The organism is Geobacillus zalihae, assembly GCF_030414215.1.
Lineage (GTDB): Bacteria > Bacillota > Bacilli > Bacillales > Anoxybacillaceae > Geobacillus > Geobacillus zalihae.
Window position 1 is genome coordinate 1,277,176 of record NZ_CP129217.1, and the last position, 16,748, is coordinate 1,293,923.

13 protein-coding genes and 1 pseudogene are annotated in these 16,748 nt (G+C 50.8%); 10 read left to right on the plus strand and 4 right to left on the minus strand.

Features of this window, described 5'->3' with window-relative positions; genetic code table 11:
• The first annotated feature begins 95 nt into the window (after positions 1–95).
• Positions 96–1,424: a YjiH family protein gene (locus QWV57_RS06585; protein WP_060788839.1), complete on the plus strand. Its 1,329-nt coding sequence runs from the start codon at positions 96–98 to the stop codon at positions 1,422–1,424.
• Between the two features lie 130 nt (positions 1,425–1,554).
• On the opposite strand, the gene mscL is transcribed toward QWV57_RS06585, so the two are convergent.
• Positions 1,555–1,950: a large conductance mechanosensitive channel protein MscL gene (gene mscL / locus QWV57_RS06590; RefSeq protein ID WP_015374498.1), complete on the minus strand. Its 396-nt coding sequence runs from the start codon at positions 1,948–1,950 to the stop codon at positions 1,555–1,557.
• 149 nt (positions 1,951–2,099) lie between these two features.
• On the opposite strand from mscL, the gene QWV57_RS06595 reads away from it, so the two are divergent.
• The 3 genes from QWV57_RS06595 to QWV57_RS06605 all read left to right on the plus strand — a co-directional run bounded on the left by QWV57_RS06595 (position 2,100) and on the right by QWV57_RS06605 (position 5,345).
• Positions 2,100–3,323, plus strand: a complete 1,224-nt coding sequence (locus tag QWV57_RS06595) for a YeeE/YedE family protein (protein WP_301101456.1) — start codon at positions 2,100–2,102, stop codon at positions 3,321–3,323.
• A gap of 175 nt (positions 3,324–3,498) precedes the next feature.
• Positions 3,499–4,440: a carbohydrate kinase family protein gene (locus QWV57_RS06600; RefSeq protein WP_301101458.1), complete on the plus strand. Its 942-nt coding sequence runs from the start codon at positions 3,499–3,501 to the stop codon at positions 4,438–4,440.
• Positions 4,440–5,345 carry a pseudouridine-5'-phosphate glycosidase gene (locus tag QWV57_RS06605; RefSeq protein ID WP_301102025.1) on the plus strand — a complete coding sequence of 302 codons (906 nt, stop codon included), beginning with the start codon at positions 4,440–4,442 and terminating at the stop codon, positions 5,343–5,345. The genes QWV57_RS06600 and QWV57_RS06605 overlap by 1 nt, the downstream gene beginning before the upstream one ends.
• A 53-nt stretch (positions 5,346–5,398) precedes the next feature.
• Here QWV57_RS06605 and QWV57_RS06610 read toward each other — a convergent pair whose 3' ends face one another.
• Positions 5,399–5,836 carry a hypothetical protein gene (locus QWV57_RS06610; RefSeq protein ID WP_021321283.1) on the minus strand — a complete coding sequence of 146 codons (438 nt, stop codon included), beginning with the start codon at positions 5,834–5,836 and terminating at the stop codon, positions 5,399–5,401.
• A gap of 583 nt (positions 5,837–6,419) precedes the next feature.
• Between QWV57_RS06610 and QWV57_RS06615 the strand changes: the two genes are divergently transcribed.
• Positions 6,420–7,580, plus strand: coding sequence for a helix-turn-helix domain-containing protein (locus QWV57_RS06615; RefSeq protein WP_033006286.1), 1,161 nt, complete (start codon positions 6,420–6,422; stop codon positions 7,578–7,580).
• Positions 7,581–7,593: 13 nt separating this feature from the next.
• The gene (locus QWV57_RS06620) at positions 7,594–8,085 is read left to right on the plus strand and encodes a PIN domain-containing protein (RefSeq protein WP_223810896.1); all 492 of its coding nucleotides are present in this window, start codon (positions 7,594–7,596) and stop codon (positions 8,083–8,085) included.
• Between the two features lie 234 nt (positions 8,086–8,319).
• On the opposite strand, the gene QWV57_RS06625 is transcribed toward QWV57_RS06620, so the two are convergent.
• The gene (locus tag QWV57_RS06625) at positions 8,320–9,087 is read right to left on the minus strand and encodes a DODA-type extradiol aromatic ring-opening family dioxygenase (protein ID WP_033006288.1); all 768 of its coding nucleotides are present in this window, start codon (positions 9,085–9,087) and stop codon (positions 8,320–8,322) included.
• A 430-nt stretch (positions 9,088–9,517) separates the two neighbouring features.
• Here QWV57_RS06625 and QWV57_RS06630 point away from each other — a divergent pair, with 430 nt between their 5' ends.
• Complete coding sequence (locus QWV57_RS06630) at positions 9,518–11,197, plus strand: MrcB family domain-containing protein (RefSeq protein WP_020756107.1); 1,680 nt, start codon at positions 9,518–9,520, stop codon at positions 11,195–11,197.
• A complete protein-coding gene (locus QWV57_RS06635; protein ID WP_301101464.1) occupies positions 11,166–13,709 on the plus strand; it encodes a restriction endonuclease-like protein in 2,544 nt (847 codons plus the stop codon). Before QWV57_RS06630 ends, QWV57_RS06635 begins: the two co-directional genes overlap by 32 nt.
• Positions 13,710–13,787: 78 nt before the next feature.
• Here the strand turns inward: QWV57_RS06635 and QWV57_RS06640 are convergent.
• Positions 13,788–13,916 (minus strand): annotated as a pseudogene (locus QWV57_RS06640) (IS982 family transposase); the annotation flags it as partial.
• 299 nt (positions 13,917–14,215) lie between these two features.
• Between QWV57_RS06640 and QWV57_RS06645 the strand changes: the two are divergent.
• Positions 14,216–15,397: an IS701 family transposase gene (locus tag QWV57_RS06645; protein WP_301101466.1), complete on the plus strand. Its 1,182-nt coding sequence runs from the start codon at positions 14,216–14,218 to the stop codon at positions 15,395–15,397.
• 521 nt (positions 15,398–15,918) lie between these two features.
• Positions 15,919–16,713: an alpha/beta hydrolase family protein gene (locus tag QWV57_RS06650; protein WP_033006133.1), complete on the plus strand. Its 795-nt coding sequence runs from the start codon at positions 15,919–15,921 to the stop codon at positions 16,711–16,713.
• Positions 16,714–16,748: the final 35 nt, after the last annotated feature.

A 16,748-nucleotide genomic window follows, 5' to 3' on the forward strand; every position in this document is an offset into this window, starting at 1 on the left:
GGAAACGTTCTTTCGTCGAAGCGTTTGGCGACCGGAAGCGGCTATGCTTCCGGCCGCGCAAGTTGGGGTAAAAAGGACAATGGGGGTGGAGAAAGATGAAAGCGGATACAAATATAGCGCCATCCGTGCCGACGCCAACGCCGGCCAGCGGGGCATGGAAGTTTTTCGTCTTTAGCGCCATCGGCATTTTCGTATTTTTCGTCCCGGTGTCCATCGGCGGCACATCATCGATTTTGCTCGATCATATTGTGACATGGATTCGCACCCAGTTTTCAGCACTTGTTCCTTATTATGCTCTGATCGTGATCGCTCTCGGTGCCGTTTATCCGTTTTACAAAAAAACGTGGAACAAAGATGCTGTGACAACCGTTTTTTCACTGTTGAAAGTTCTAGGACTGATCACGGCGGTCATGCTTGTGTTTCACATCGGTCCGTCGTGGCTGTTTCAACCGAATATGGGGCCGTTTTTGTATGACAAACTCGTCATTTCCGTCGGTCTCCTTGTGCCGATTGGCTCGGTTTTTCTCGCTCTTCTTGTTGGTTACGGGCTGCTTGAATTTGTCGGTGTGTGGATGCAACCCGTCATGCGGCCGATTTGGAAAACGCCGGGCCGTTCGGCGATCGACGCCGTCGCTTCCTTTGTCGGCAGCTACTCCATTGGGTTATTGATCACTAATAAAGTGTTCAAAGAAGGCAAATATACCGTGAAAGAAGCGGCGATCATCGCCACCGGCTTTTCCACTGTATCCGTGACATTTATGGTCGTTGTGGCGAAAACATTGGGGCTCATGCCAATCTGGAATACGTATTTTTGGGTGACATTTCTTGTCACGTTTGCCGTTACAGCGTTCACCGCTCGGATTTGGCCGCTAAGCCGCATGAGCGATGAATACTACGACGGCAAGGGGGATCCCGAGCAAAAAGTAACGGGCAACTATATGAAACAAGCTTGGGCTGAAGCGATGAGGGCGGTAGAGCAGTCAAAAGGGATTGGGACAAACATATGGGAGAACTTGCGAGATGGCTTCATCATGACGATGGGCATTTTGCCGTCCATTATGTCAGTCGGACTGATCGGGCTGTTGCTCGCTGAATATACGCCGTTGTTTGACTGGTTGGGCTACCTGTTCTACCCATTCACCCTTCTGTTGCAAATCCCTGAACCGCTGTTGGCTGCGAAAGCTTCGGCCATTGAAATCGCGGAAATGTTTTTGCCCGCTTTGCTTGTCACCGAAGCTCCGCTTGTCACAAAATTCATTATTGCTGTTGTATCCGTCTCGGCGATCCTATTCTTTTCCGCTGTCATTCCATGCATTTTATCTACAGAAATTCCGCTCAGCTTGCCGAGGCTGCTGGTCATCTGGTTCGAACGCACCGTCTTGACGCTCATCCTCACCGCGCCGCTCGCATATTGGCTGCTTTGACGGGAGTGCGGCGCTTCGATGAAAACGGACATCGATGGGGTGGCTGCGATTTTCAGGTTCGCCGCCATTCCATCAACCCGATTGAGAAGTTTCAGCGCCATGAAAGCCTGTCCACCTCCGAGACAGGCTTTCACAGCGTTTCCCGCTGCTGCTTTAACAAATCGCGAATTTCTGTCAATAGCTCCTCCTCTTTCGTCAGCGTCGGCGCGGTTTCCTTCACCTCTTCCTGCTTTTTCACCCGTTCATACAGCGTGTTGATCAATTTCACAAACAGGAAAATCGAAAACGCGATGATCAAAAAGTCGACGACCGTTTGGATAAACGCCCCATATTTCACTTCCGCTTTGCCGACTTTCCACGACAGGCCGCTGAAATTGATGCCTCCCAACAATAAGCCGACGAGCGGCATGATGATGTCATTGACGAGCGAAGACACGATTTTGCCAAATGCCCCGCCGATAATGACCCCGACGGCCAAGTCGATGACATTGCCGCGGACGGCGAATTTTTTAAACTCGTTCCACATGGTCATCTCCTTCCGAAGAAAATGTTCGTCTGCTATTATACCCGACCGGCCGCAACATTGAAACTTTTTAGTTTAAATCGTAGCAAATCAATTGGTTTTATAGTATTATAGAATACGTTCATCAACCAAAACAAAAGGGGGAACGCATCGTGGAAGTGACCGCACAACAACGAGACGTTCGCGCGAAACAAGCAGCGAACGCCCCGAAAAATCCAACCGCATGGATCATTGCGGTCTCCTGTTTTGTGTTAATCGGCGGAGCACTGTTCTTATATAGCCGCGTGTCTTGGCAACAGGCGCTTTTGTACGTGCTGGGTGCGTTTGGCGGCTTTGTGCTTTATCAAGCCCATTTCGGTTTTACTTCGGCCTGGCGGAAATTCATTTTGTACCGTCAAGGGGAAGGCATTCGAGCACAGATGGTCATGATGGCGGTGGCAAGTGCGTTGTTTTTGCCGTTGCTGATAAAAGGATCGATATTCGGCCATTCCGTTGCTGGGAATGTGCATGAAGTCGGCATTGCTGTCATGATTGGTGCCTTTATTTTCGGGATCGGCATGCAGCTGGGTGACGGCTGCGCGTCCGGGACGCTGTACCATATTGGCGGCGGTGATACGAACGGTGTCGTCACCTTGATCGGGTTTATCGCTGGATCGGTCATTGCGACGACGCATTTTGATGTTTGGATGCGTATGCCGCACGTCGATCCGATTTCGCTTATTGCTTCGTTTGGTGCATGGGGCGGCTTTCTGCTGCAACTTGTTTTGCTGGCGGTTGTCTATTATGTCGTGACGGTGATGGAAAAGCGGCGCCACGGCAAGCTGTTGACGACACCGCTTGAACACCGCCACGGATGGAAAACCATTTACAAAGGCCCATGGTCATTGTTGGTTGGCGCGTTATTATTGGCGCTGATGAACGTGCTTGTTCTCATGTTCAAAGGTTCGCCGTGGGGCATCACATCCGCATTCGCCCTTTGGGGAGCGAAGTTCGTGCAGCTATTTGGTGTCGATCCGACGGCTTGGGCGTATTGGCAAGATGAGGCGAAACGGCAGGCGCTCGCCAATCCGCTCTACTACGATACAACGACGGTCATGGACATTAGCTTAATGTTCGGCGCCTTATTGGCCGCAGCGCTCGCTGGCCGCTATGCGAAACCCGTGCAATGGAAGCGGCCGACGCGCATGACAATCGGTGCACTCATCGGTGGATTGATGATGGGATACGGTGCCCGGTTGGCGTTCGGCTGCAACATCGGCGCGTATTTCAGCGGCATCGCTTCCTTCAGCGTCCATGGTTGGATTTGGTTTGTCTTTGCTTTCCTTGGCAGCTTGATCGGTGTCAAGTTGCGTCCGTATTGTGCGTACAAAAACTAAACGTTCGAACATCGGCATCCCGTCATGTTGGCGGGATGCTTTCGTTATGCCGGACGGAATATGATACAATGGCCGTAGTGCTTTGACATACCCCGCGTCCGCTTTTTCGAAACCGTTTTCTTTTTGATGGCAGAGGAAAGGGCGCAGCGGTGCTTATTGGAAGGAGGGAAAAGGCATGCGGCAAACGGCCTCGATCGTCTGCATTGGCGGGGCGAACGTCGACCGAAAGGCGCGGTTGCTCACTTCGTTTCGGCTCGGCACGTCTCATCCCGTCACCACGACGCAAACCGCGGGTGGGGTGGCGAGAAACATCGCCGAAAACTTAGGGCGGCTTGCTCAACCTGTTTCGCTCGTCAGCACCGTTGGCGATGATCGCGATGGACAGTGGCTCATTGACGTGACGAGCCGATATGTCAATACGAGCTTCATCATGCGAACGCCAAAAGCGAACACCGGGACGTATACAGCGGTGCTCGATGAACGCGGCGAGATGGTTCTCGCCTTGGCGGATATGGCCATTTATGATACAGTGGGGGAAGAATGGCTAAAGCAGCAATGGACTCGGCTCGGTCCGATTTCTGCGGTCGTGCTTGACACGAATTTCCCGGAGGATGTCATTCGTGCGGCGCTCGCACAATGTCGCCAAGAGGACATCCCGCTTTGTGTTGTGACGGTGTCGGTTCCAAAAGTGAAGCGATTGCCCAGCGATTTGTCTGGTGTGACGTGGTTTGTCACGAATGAAGCGGAGGCGAAGGCATTTGTGGGAAAAGATGGGCATACGGGCGACATCATGAAAGCGATCCTTCACGCCGGCGCCCAGAACGTTGTCATCACCCGCGGCGCAAACGGCGTTGCGTACGCCGCCAAGCAAGGGGAAACAGGGACGCTCGCGGCGCCAAACGTAACAGTCACCGACGCCACCGGAGCGGGCGACGCCTTTGCGGCTGGATTTTTGTACGGCGTCTTAGGCGGACATACGGTGGAAGACGCCTGCCGCTTTGGGATGAGCAGCGCGGCGCTTACGCTGCAAACGGCCGAAACGGTGCATCCCGCTTTGAATGAACACCTGTTGCAAGCCGCCTATGAGCGGTATTTTCGCGAAGGGGGAACGAAGTGATGAATGATTTTCTCGTCTTTTCCGAAGAAGTCGCTCAAGCGAAGGCCGAAAAAAAGCCGATTGTCGCTTTAGAATCAACGATCATCTCGCATGGCATGCCGTATCCGGAAAACGTGCAGACGGCGAAAGACGTCGAGCGGATCATCCGCGACCGCGGCGCCGTGCCGGCGACGATCGCCATTTTAAACGGAAACATCAAAATCGGGTTGACCGAAGACGAACTTGAACAGCTCGGGACAAGCCGCGATGTAGAAAAAGTGAGCCGCCGCGACTTGCCGTATGTCGTCGCCATGAAGAAACACGGGGCGACGACCGTGGCGGGGACGATGATTTGCGCCCAGATGGCGGGCATCCGCGTATTTGCGACCGGCGGCATCGGCGGCGTGCACCGCGGCGCCGAACAGACGATGGACATCTCGGCTGACTTGCAGGAACTCTCGCGCACCAACGTCGCGGTCGTCTGCGCCGGGGCGAAATCAATTTTGGATTTAGGCTTGACGCTTGAATACCTCGAGACGCATGGCGTTCCGGTCATCGGCTATCAGACGGACGTCCTGCCGGCGTTCTATTCGCGGACGAGCCCGTTTCGCGTCGACTATCGCCTCGACAGCGCAGAAGAAATCGCTCAGTTCATCGAAACGAAATGGAAGCTTGGGTTAAACGGCGGTGTTGTGATCGCCAATCCTGTCCCAAAAGAAGAGGAGCTCGAGGAGTCGTATATCACCGCCATCATCGAACAAGCGCTTAAGGAAGCAGAAAAGCAGCACATCACCGGCAAAGCGGTCACCCCGTTTTTGCTTGACCGTGTGAAAACATTAACCGGAGGCAAAAGCTTGCAAGCAAACATCGCCTTAGTGAAAAACAACGCCGCCTTGGCGGCCGACCTTGCCCGAGAGCTTTCTTGATGCGAACGCCCCCGCCCTTCCATCAGGGCGGGGGCATGATGGCAGTGGAGGATTTATCGAGCGTGAAGCAAATGGCGGATTTTTCGATCGTGCTGGGCGATTTTGACGGAGTGGAAGTCGACCGTTTCTTGTGTTTCAACTAGTTCGACGCGGATGTGGCCGAGTTTCGCTTCGAGCCGTTCGAACCGTTCATTCACGGTGCGCTCCAACTGGGCGATCTGCCGCTCAAACCGTCCATCCATCTCCTCGATGCGTCCGTCCATTCCTTCCACACGTCCATTCATTCCTTCCATGCGCTTGTCCATGTCTTCGATGCGCTTGTCCATGTCTTCGATGCGTTTGTTCATCGTGTTCGTTTGTTCGCTCAACGCTTGGACTTGGCGTTGGAGCGAGTCGAATTTCTCATGGAGCGCTTCGAACTGCTTGCGCATATCGGACGCGTACAAATCCAGCACTTGCAAAATTTGCGCCAATATCGTTTTTTCTTCCACCCTCTTCACCTCCTTCCACTCTAGTATATCAAACAAGCGAGTTTGCGAGAAGGAACAACAGTTTCAAATCTGGCGGGATTTCGTTTATGATGGATAAAGGAGGGGCGCTGCTATGGCTGAAATGATCACGTATTCATCTTTTGCCACTGACTGGCTGCCGATCACCATCGTTGCGGCCGCTGTCGCTGTCAGTGTTTTCATTGGTATTCTTATTATAAAACAGAAATCGTGAACCCGTCGTGAGGCTAGCTGAACGTCGACGCCCAGCCGATACTACGGGCGAAATCGGCAGCGGGAAAAGTAGAAAAGTGCTGCGAAAAGCAAGTACACGTACTTTGGCTAAAAAAACAGCCTGCCTTCGCGCATGGAAGCGAGAGGCGGGCTTGTTGCTTAACAAAGACTTAAACCTATTTGAAAACGTTTACCAATAATGTACAATGCTTATTCCCAAAATGAATGGTAAAGTTGATTGATGCCAACCCGATATGGTATGTTAAAAGAAAAGGTTAATAAAAATTAACATTAATATCGGTTTATGACTCTATTTTGTGTTAAAAATAATTAACACAAAGGAGGTGTGATGATGGAGATTAAACAAACGATCGCGAAAAATCTAAATCGGGTCAAAAAAGAGATGGGGTTGAAGAATCAAGATTTAGCCGAATTGATGGGCGTGACGAGACAAACGATTGCCAAATATTTAAAAGGGGAACAAATTCCTGACAGTGCAAAATTATTTCTTCTGTCGCGACACTTGAATATCCCGATGAAGGATTTGATCGTTTCTTCAGACGATCAGCGTGAACCAATGTCTTCTTTCATGTTTCGCGCGGATAACCCTAAAGAAAACTTTCGTCTGATTGATCAAAATCAAGTGAATCGGATCATGGATGATTATTATGAGCTGCTTGCCTCTTTTGGAGAGGCTAGTGTTGCTTATTTGCCCCCGACGTATAAAGTAAAGCTCGTTGATCATGAGTTAACGGAGGAGCATAAAACCATTATTCGACAAGCAGCGGAACAAACGAGGAAAATGTTTGGCCTTGATCATGTGATCCCAAGCGATATTTATGCGGTTTTAGAGCGCCATGGTATACATGTCATCGCGTTGAAAACGATTGATAAAAAAATTGATGGTTTATCGGCTTACTCCGAGGAAAAAGGAGCTTTTATTTTCCTTAATGATCACGACGAAATACCTGAGGAACGAAAACGGTTCAGCGTCATTCACGAACTTGGCCATCTTATTTTTCATCGCGAGGAGTACCGAAGTGATCTTAGCTCTCTTACTTACAGCAGCGCAAGAAGGGAAATCAATGAAAAAGTCGCCACGTTGTTTGCAAGCTACTTTCTTATTCCTCGCGAACAGTTGCGGGAATATGCTTATTATTTTAAACGATATGTTACCCTTGAAACGATTATGGAGCTTAAGCGCCAATTTTTTGTCAGTGCTGAAGCCTTCATGAGGGCCTTATTGGATGAACAATACATTTCCGGAAGGACGTACGGCCATTTGCGAAAAACGTTGCGGGAGCAAGGATATAAAGAACAAGAACCCGCTCCAATCGAGTATATTCCCAAAAACCGCAAACTGACCTATTTTGTGAAACAGGCGTATTTTGAGGGGAGCATTACGATTAACAAAGTATGCGAAATCCTTGGATGCGATTTGCGGACTGCTAGAGAAATGGTCAAGGGATGGTATAAGGAGCATGGATGTTCAGAAAATACGGGGGCTTTATAAAAAGAGAGCGGTGGTGGACAACAATGTGTTAAACGATTTTTATGAGTTGGACAGGATGGATTTACTGACGAGAGTGTTTGGCCGAGTGTGTGTTCCCGAAAGTATTTTGTGGAATGAGACTCCTGACGATATCCGGACGGCTTTGCGACAAATCGATTACGAAACGGTCTCTTTGCATACGGAAGAGGGATACGGGCTCATGTATCAGCTGCTGACAGAATGGACAGGTTTAAGCGAATATGATGCAGAACTGATTGCCATTGCCGGTCAAGATATGATTGTATGCACATCGAATGAAAAAAGGATCATCAATGCATGTGAAAGTTATGGCATCGAATATACGGGAACTTTAGGAATTTTATGTTGCGCGTATGAGCGTCGGTTGATCGGACGGGAAGAATTCAAGGGATTGATTGACCGGTTGTTTTCCGATGAGTGCAGCTGCCACTTGCATCCGAGGTTGAAGAACCAAATTTATAAACAGTATCATTTGCAAGATGTGTAGCCGTGTTGAACAAGACTAGCGCCTTTTGCATTGAAATAGGGAACGGTCCTGTCTGGATGCGATTCAAGGACGGCCTTTCTTTGAGAACATTCCACGTCTTCCACCAAAAACTGGCCGCAAAGACCCATGTGGCAACGGGCAAACGTATAAAACGTGCTCCGGGCAGTAGCAACGCTGTTTTCGATCAAAGAAACAACCCGCCCCATGCGTTGAAGCAGGGAGCGGGCTTTCCGCTTAAAACGCCACCGCCATCAAGCTTAAGCTCCCATACTGGTACTCACGGAACAACACGCGCGGCGCCCCGCCGCGATCGCCGGCCCCGTAGGCGATCCAGTACGGCGCGAGATGCTCGGGCGTCGGCACGGCCTGCTTGGCGTACGGCGCTTTGTTCTCATACTCGAACACCTCTTCACTGTGGGCGGCTGATCGGCTGAGAAGCCAATCATCAAATGCGACGGCCCATTCGTCCGCCTCCGCATGCCCTTCCCAACGGAGCGCCATCAAATTGTGCACCGTCCCGCCGCTTCCGATGATCATCACGCCCTCATCCCGCAGCGGGCGCAGCGCTTCCCCGAGCTGCAACAATTGCTTCGGCGTCCACCACGGCACGACCGACGCCTGCACAACCGGAATATCCGCTTTCGGAAATAAGCGGTAGAGTAGCACCCACGAACCGTGATCCAACCCCCGGGTCCGATCGACGGCCACTTCCGCCACACCGCCTAGGCGCTCCCGCACGCGCTCCGCCCACTCGACCGACCCGCGCGCCGGATACACCACTTCATACAACTCGCGCGGAAATCCGGAAAAATCATAAATCATGTCATACGTCCCCTCAACCACCGAAACCGTCGGTTGGCGCGTCATCCAATGGGCGGTAAAGACGACGACCGCCTGCGGGCGAATTCCTTCCCCGAGTTTGCCCAAAAGCGCCGTGTACGCATTGTCTTCGATTGCCAACATCGGCGAACCGTGAGCGAGAAATAGGGCGGGGGGTCTCATCGTTCCATTCCTCCCTTGAACCATATTGACAAATCTGCTTGCGGCCTAATGCCGCCTCCAAACGATTCGCCGAAAAACGGCGCCGGAATTTCTCATCCCTAGTGTAGCATAAACATCTTTTGCTCTTCTATGCACTCGCTTTCCTAAACCGTGCGATGGAGGTTTGAATCTTCTCGTAGGCGTTTCTGTCTCCCTTACGATGAGGAGCTTTTCCTTGCCTCCCGCCATATTCATCGCCGCCCAAACCGATCGGGCGTTTGGGGAGAATGAAAGAGAGATATCACCAAGACGAATGTGCTCCTTCAACGCGCTTCTCCTCCGTGAATGCTCGAAAAAGTGGCTCTCCTACTAGTTAAGAGAGCTGATTTTTTAGTAGAATAGAAGAAAAATAGAAACGAAGAAAACATTTCGGCACGAAGGAGCTATTCTTATGTCATTGCACGATCTGTTCCGTGAAGTGATGGCCATCTACGAGCAAGACAAACAGGAAAAACTGTCGAAAGAGCGGCGGACGTTTCAGTTAGTGACGCGGGCGATTCCAGAGGCGTTGAAAGCGCTGCCGTTTCTGCCGCCTGACCGGTATATGGTGAAAGGGTCGGTCGGTCAAGGGAATTGGACCGACGTGCCGTGGGTGGCGGTGATGGACCAAGAAGTGACGGATTCAACGCAGCGCGGCTATTATATCGTCTACTTGTTCAGCGAAGATATGCGCCGTCTCTATTTGACGCTTGCCCAAGGAGTGACGGAGACGCCGAAAGACGAAATGGAGCGGGTGAAGCGCGGCATCCGCCAACTCATTCCTGCCGAAGAGCGCGTGCGGACCGATGATGACATCCGTCTTGGCGAAAGCAAACGGGCGAAAGACTACGAACGGTCGGTGGCGGCGTATATCGCCTATTCGTTTGACGATTTGCCGTCCGATGAACAACTCGCGCGCGACCTCGAAACGATGATCGATTATTACCGACAGTATGTAGAGCGAACAGAACCAATGACACCGCCCGAGCAGGCCTTTTCCTATCGGGAGGCGGTTGAGCATATTCATTCATACATATCCGCCAAAGGTTTTTATTACACAAAAGAGGAAGTGGCCAACCTCTTTCTTTCATTAAAAACGAAACCGTTTGTCATCTTATCCGGCATTTCCGGAACGGGGAAAACGAAAATCGTTCAATGGCTCGCCGAGAGCGTCGGCGCCACGGAAGACAACGGCCGCTTCGCCTTGATCCCCGTCCGCCCGGACTGGAACGACGGCTCCGATTTGCTTGGCTATGTCGACATTAAAGGCGAGTTCAAGCCTGGGCCGCTTGCGAACGTCATCATCGAAGCCGAGAACCATCCCGACAAACCGTATTTCGTCGTGTTGGACGAGATGAACCTCGCCCGCGTCGAGCATTACTTCAGCGATGTGCTGAGCGTCATGGAAAGCCGCCGCTGGGAAAATGGGCACATCACGTCGTCGCGGCTGCTGCCGCGAGAAACGGCGGGGCGCGACCTTTTTCTCCCGCCGAACGTCTACATCATCGGCACGGTCAACATGGACGAGACGACCCACCCCTTCAGCAAAAAAGTGCTCGACCGCGCGAACACGATCGAGTTCAACCGTGTCCGTCTCGACCATCTCGACTTTTTGCGCGATGTGCCGACCGTTGCACCCCAACCTGTCGGGCAGGAGCTGTTCGCGGCGCGGTATTTGCATTTGAAAGATGTGTACGCACGCTGCCCAGAGCTTGTTGAAACGGTGACGAAACAGCTCGTGGACATCAACCGCATCCTTGAGCCGCTCGGGGCGCATATCGGCTACCGCGTCCGCGATGAAATCTGCTTTTATCTTGCTTACAACGAAGAAGGAAAGCTGATGGAATTTGACAAGGCGTTCGACTATTGCCTCATGCAAAAAATGTTGCCGCGCCTTTCAGGAAGCGACGCGCGGCTCGAGCGGGCGCTCAAGCAGCTGTTTGTCCTTTGCGCCGGTTTTGAACCGGACGGGGACTACAGCGGTGCGCTTGATGTGTCGTACGCCCGCTATCCAAAAAGCGCGGAGAAAATTTGGCGCATGCTGCGGAGGTTGGAGGACGATGGCTTCACTTCGTTCTGGCTTGGGGCGTGACGACTATGAGCTCGTCCATATCGAAACGAAACAGCTCACGCTCGTAATCAAAGGAAAGCCGTACCACGAACAATACGAAGGGCTCAAGCAGTACCGCCGCCTCGATTTCCACGAGACGATGGAGTTTTTCGCAAGCGGCGAAGGGGTGCGAAACGTCAAGCTGTTTGACGTGGACGCGGGGGCGCTTGTCGACTGGTCGGGCGGCCACCGCCCGATTTTCTTTGAAAACGGCATCTATCAGCTGCTTGTCGTTCCGAAAACCGACCGGGTGCTCTCCTTTTACCATGAGTCGCCAGCGCTGAGAAACGCCATCAGCCGTGTTGACATCGGTGGACAGGCGGTGTTGATGGGAAATCTTCACTTCCCGAATGAAGTCGGGCTGTCGACGTTCGAAATCCGCGACGGCCACCGCTCCGTTTTGGACGTGACGATCGAAATTTTCCCGACGAAATTGACCTACAAACAAGACTACCAGCGGCTGCTTGATGAAGTGAGCGAAGAAATTTACAACTTGGCGTTTCACTTTATCAAGCGCACGTACCAGCGGGCGAAGGCGAAGCGCAGCGGCGCGCCGTCCCGAAGCGAATTTTTCCGGCTTATGGAGGCGCATATCGGCGATTTTTTGCAGGCCATTCGCCATATCGAGCGGCAGCCGCACCATCAACTGTCGACCGTCCATGTGAGGGTGCGCGGCGACCAGCTCGGCCGTTTGGATGCGGCAGGACGGAATGATTTGCGTAAGCGGCCGCATGTGTTCCGCGATGTCAAAAGCGGCATCGACATTGGAAGTCGAACCGTCATGCCGCAATCGGGGCTCAAAGCGAAACAAGAACTGACGTACGACACGCTCGAAAACCGGTTCGTCAAATGGATGATGACGCGCCTTGTCGAGAAGCTGCGCGATTTGTTCGAACACGTGCAAGGGAAACAAAAGCGGTACGAAACAGAACCGGATCCGGATTTGCTGGAGCGCATCCAATCGATGATCCGCGCGCTCGAAACCCGTCTCCGCCACTCCTTTTGGCGGCCGATCGGGCGGCTTGACCGCTCTGTTGCGAGCCTCGTCCTGCAAATGGCGCCTGGCTACCGCGACGCCTATCAGCTGTTTCTCCTCATCACCCGCGGCCTCGCCTTGCAGGGAACGCTGTACCGAATGTCCGTCAAAGACGTGGCGACGCTGTACGAGTATTGGACGTTTCTAAAACTCGGGCAACTTCTCGGGAAAAAATACAGACTCATCAGTCAAAACGTCATCCAAGTGAACCGCTTGGGGCTGTTCGTCCATCTCGACAAAACCCGCTCCGCCAAGCAAGTGTACGAACATCCGCACACGGGCGAGCGAATCACGCTCACGTACCAGCTGTACGAAGGGAGGCTGCCGACCGTCCCGCAAATGCCCGACACGGTTTTGGCGATTGAAAAGAAGGGAAAAGACTATACGTTCAACTACATTTTCGATGCCAAATACCGCCTTGATTTCGCCGTTTCCGGCAGCGCGTATGAAAAACGGTACGGAATGCCGGGCCCGATGGAAGACGACATCAACACGATGCACCGCTACCGCGATTCGCTTGTCGCCCGCCGCGGCGGCCCATACGAGCGCACCGCCTTTGGCGCCTACGTGCTGTTCCCGTGGCATGACGAAGACAGCTACCAAGCGCACCCGCTGTACAAAAGCATCAACGACGTCAACATCGGCGGCCTGCCGTTTTTGCCGAACGCCACCCGCCTGGTCGAGCAGTTCATCGAGCGGTTGATCGAAAACAATCCTGAAGAACTGCAACAAGAAGGCATCCTGCCGCAAGGGATCATCGAAGAATGGCGGTCGGCATTCGACGAGCATGTGCTTGTCGGCATGGTGCCAAGCGCGCGGCATTACGAAGCCTACGTGAAGCACCGCTTCTACCACATCCCAGTCAAGCAGCTGAAAAAAGGCTGGCAAAACGCGCGCTACATCGCCCTTTACCCGAAACAAGGAGCCGCCCCGCAAAACGGGGTCACGTGCTTTGGCAAAATCACCGCCGTGAACATCGTCAAACGCTCGGCCATCGCCGAACTGCCAAAACGAAGCGATGAGGAATACGTTCGCTTCGAAGTCGAAAGCTGGAACTTTCTCCAAAACGTCATCCGTCCCGTCGGCTACGGCATCGCCGTCTATGCGATGACGACGTTCAACATGCTCAAACAGGCGAAAGAACTGCCGGAACTGTTCATGAAATCAAGCGACGAAATCGTCCTTTGGCGCATCCTGCGGCGGCTGTCCGACCGCATCCGCTTCGACCTTGACGCCCGCTACTTGGATCAGGCGTCCAAAATCACCGCATACCGCGTCAAAAACGTGTCCATCCGCCTGGAAAGCGGCCGTCTCATCATCACAAACGGCGCAAAGCACAAAACAATCCCCGCCGACCTGCTCCGCAGGCAGCCGTCGGCCGTGTTTCGCGAAGTGGTGGGGATGATGGGGGAGGGGTGCGACCAGAAAATGAACCTTGAAAAGTCAACTTTGCGATGACATTGCACACCTCAAGCATTGTAGCATTTCCTCTGGGCGTTTATGAATATCGCTTTTACGGAAGCAAACGTTTTGATCCAAGTGACGATTGCGACGATGAAGATACATTTGAATCAACGACAGTTGGGCAGAAACAAAACAGAAAATGGCGGCATATTGTTTTGGCAGTTTGGTTGGATCTGTAGTAAAATGAAAGTGCTCTTGCATGGGGGATTCCTCCTTTCGAATGATGGGTCACACTTTCATTCTACAGGAGATCTGCCAGCAAGGGCTATTTTTATACTTGTCTGAGTTTTATCTAGCACCACGGGTTCAACTTGTTTGTCGAGTAATGTTGAATTTTTAGTAGCGATTCTTCTTGACTTTTTTTGGAAAATATAATTGTTAACTGTAGATGAGCAAATTCACTGACATAAATTGACAACTAAACAAAAAAGGAGACATGAACCCGATTCCTTGGTTAGAATAGATGTACCACCAACTATCCACAAGGAGGTTCATGTCTCATGAATAGATTAGCACATCACCAAGGAATCCACAAGTTTTTCTTCACGCTGGGGTTGACGCTGCAGCTTTCCAAACCGGTCATCAAGCATCTCATTCATATTGTCGATGCCTTGACCACCAAGGGATTCTCGGGAACATTGATTCATTACTGGAGCTTTCATCCGAATCATCGAACGACGCTCAGTCACTTTTTCACGAAAAGCCCTTGGAACGAGGAAAGGCTGCTTGGGAAGCTTCAAGAGTGGATCCTTTCCCAGGTCGAACGACTGGCCAAACGGAAGAATCAACCCCTTTTTGTTTCGATTGATGATACGATTTGCCAAAAAACAAAGCCTTCGTCACGGGCTGCGCACGCCATTCAAGGGTGCGACTGGCACTACTCGCATAAAGATCATCAATCGATCTGGGGGCATTCGCTCGTTTGGCTGATGGTGCACACCTTCACGCAGGCGTTCCCATTTGCGTTCCGCCTGTATGACAAGAAGGAGGGAAGAAGCAAAATCGACCTGGCGATCGAGATGCTTTCCTCGCTCAAGGTGAAGCGGGCTCAGCCGGTGTATGTGCTCATGGATTCGTGGTATCCGTCCAAAAAGCTCATTGAAGCCTGCTTGAAACAGGGATTCCATGTCATCGCGATGCTCAAGACGAACCGGATTCTCTACCCAAAAGGCATCGCCATCCAAGCCAAGCAGTTTGCCCGCTATATCGAGTCCAAAGACACCCGCCTCGTCACGGTGGGGAAGGAGCGTTATCGCGTGTATCGCTATGAGGGGGCCATCCATGGCCTCGATGACGCGGTGGTGCTGCTGGCTTGGAAGGCGGATCAGCCGATGGCGCCGGAACATCTTCATTGCATCTTGAGCACCGACCGGGAACTCGGGGACGAAGACATCTTGCGTTACTATGCTCAGCGTTGGACGATCGAGTGCTTTTTCCGGCAGGCGAAAGATCAACTGAAGCTGGATGGATACCAGGTCCGTCACGTTCGGGCGGTAAAACGGTATTGGGTGACCGTTTTATTGGCTTGCGTGTACAGCATCGCCGAATCCCGACAAAACCTCTCCACCGGGCTGGAGCTTCTTCGGTCGCGGAAAGGCCATAGCGTCATAGAGTTCATTTATGACGCTGCAAAGCAAGAGATTCCTATTGATGTGATCAAAAAACAGCTCCGTATCGCATAAGGGGTACCCTGTTTGTCTCTCTAATCATGGAAATTATTGTAATGAAAAATGCTCATCTACAGTTATTTAATTTATATAAGTTGCAATAAAGATTTTCCGATTGTTCGATTCTGTTTTCCTTCATAACAAGTCATTTTGATAGAATGCGGTGGGCGCTCTACTGGATGTAAAACAAAGTTTCAACTTATATACATTATTAAAAAAATCGTACAAACCAGAAAAAACAGCATTAGAAAGTAACGTTTTCTTATTTATTATCTGATAATACCATAGTTACGATATACCTATTCTTTTTCAATTTGTCGATCCTACCCCTCTCTTATCCTAGTTATATATGCGATTAGCCATTGTAAACAAAAGAAAGGTTTTAAAATAAATATTGACCGCTGATATTTGGGATGATAAGATAATAAAAAAACATATTATTCCTATTTAAATAGTATGAATTAAAAAGGATAAATTAATTTAGTTGTATTGAATTGTAAAAAATCTTCATTGAGTGGAGAGGAGAATTAAATTTGATGAAGTTTTTGCAAATTGCCAGCGGAAAAGAATTTTTGGCGACTTCCATGCACTATCCTGATTCGCTTTTTCCAGTGGAAGAAATTCCTATTGTGATCATTTGTCACGGATTTATTAGTACACGTATAGGAATCGATAGGTTGTTTGTGCAAACTGCACATTATCTGGCTTCGCGAGGAATGTTAGTAGTGCGATTTGATTATGCCGGATGCGGAGAAAGCAGCGGGGAGTATGGAGATAATAGATTGGAAGATTTAATCGACCAGACGAGAAGTGTAATTGATTATGTCAAGAACATAGAATCGTTCAAGAATAATCCAATCATTCTTCTCGGTCATAGTTTAGGTGGCGCAGTCGCATTGCTTACAGCAACGATAGATACGAGGGTTGATTCTTTGATACTTTGGGCTCCGTCTGCTAATCCCTATGATGATATCACCCGAATTGTAAGAACACAAACAAAGATATCTAATTTGGATGGAAGCATCGATTATTGTGGATATCGATTAGGTTCTCATTTTTTTGAATCTTTATCACATTACCATCCATTGCAAGAGGCAAAGAAGTTTCCTGGAAATGTGTTAGTGGTACATGGAACAAATGATGAAGTAATTCCTGTTGAATATTGCGATTCATATGATCAAGCTTTTAAATTCCGTAAGAAAGGGAATTGCGAGAAGGAAGTGATTGCAGGAGCTAATCATACATTCTCATCACTCTTACATCGACAAATACTTTTGCAGATAACAAGCGACTGGCTAGAAAAAGAATTATCCCTAATTGAAACTAATTAGTCATCCAAGAGCTCTTGAGTGCGTCTACATTCAGG

Bases quoted from the DNA above. Each gene is read 5' to 3' on its own strand.
- QWV57_RS06585 (WP_060788839.1), top strand. From the start codon at position 96: ATGAAAGCGGATACAAATATAGCGCCATCCGTGCCGACGCCAACGCCG.
- mscL (WP_015374498.1), bottom strand. From the start codon at position 1,950: ATGTGGAACGAGTTTAAAAAATTCGCCGTCCGCGGCAATGTCATCGAC.
- QWV57_RS06600 (WP_301101458.1), top strand. From the start codon at position 3,499: ATGCGGCAAACGGCCTCGATCGTCTGCATTGGCGGGGCGAACGTCGAC.
- QWV57_RS06605 (WP_301102025.1), top strand. From the start codon at position 4,440: ATGAATGATTTTCTCGTCTTTTCCGAAGAAGTCGCTCAAGCGAAGGCC.
- QWV57_RS06615 (WP_033006286.1), top strand. From the start codon at position 6,420: ATGGAGATTAAACAAACGATCGCGAAAAATCTAAATCGGGTCAAAAAA.
- QWV57_RS06625 (WP_033006288.1), bottom strand. From the start codon at position 9,087: ATGAGACCCCCCGCCCTATTTCTCGCTCACGGTTCGCCGATGTTGGCA.
- QWV57_RS06630 (WP_020756107.1), top strand. From the start codon at position 9,518: ATGTCATTGCACGATCTGTTCCGTGAAGTGATGGCCATCTACGAGCAA.
- QWV57_RS06635 (WP_301101464.1), top strand. From the start codon at position 11,166: ATGGCTTCACTTCGTTCTGGCTTGGGGCGTGACGACTATGAGCTCGTC.
- QWV57_RS06645 (WP_301101466.1), top strand. From the start codon at position 14,216: ATGAATAGATTAGCACATCACCAAGGAATCCACAAGTTTTTCTTCACG.
- QWV57_RS06650 (WP_033006133.1), top strand. From the start codon at position 15,919: ATGAAGTTTTTGCAAATTGCCAGCGGAAAAGAATTTTTGGCGACTTCC.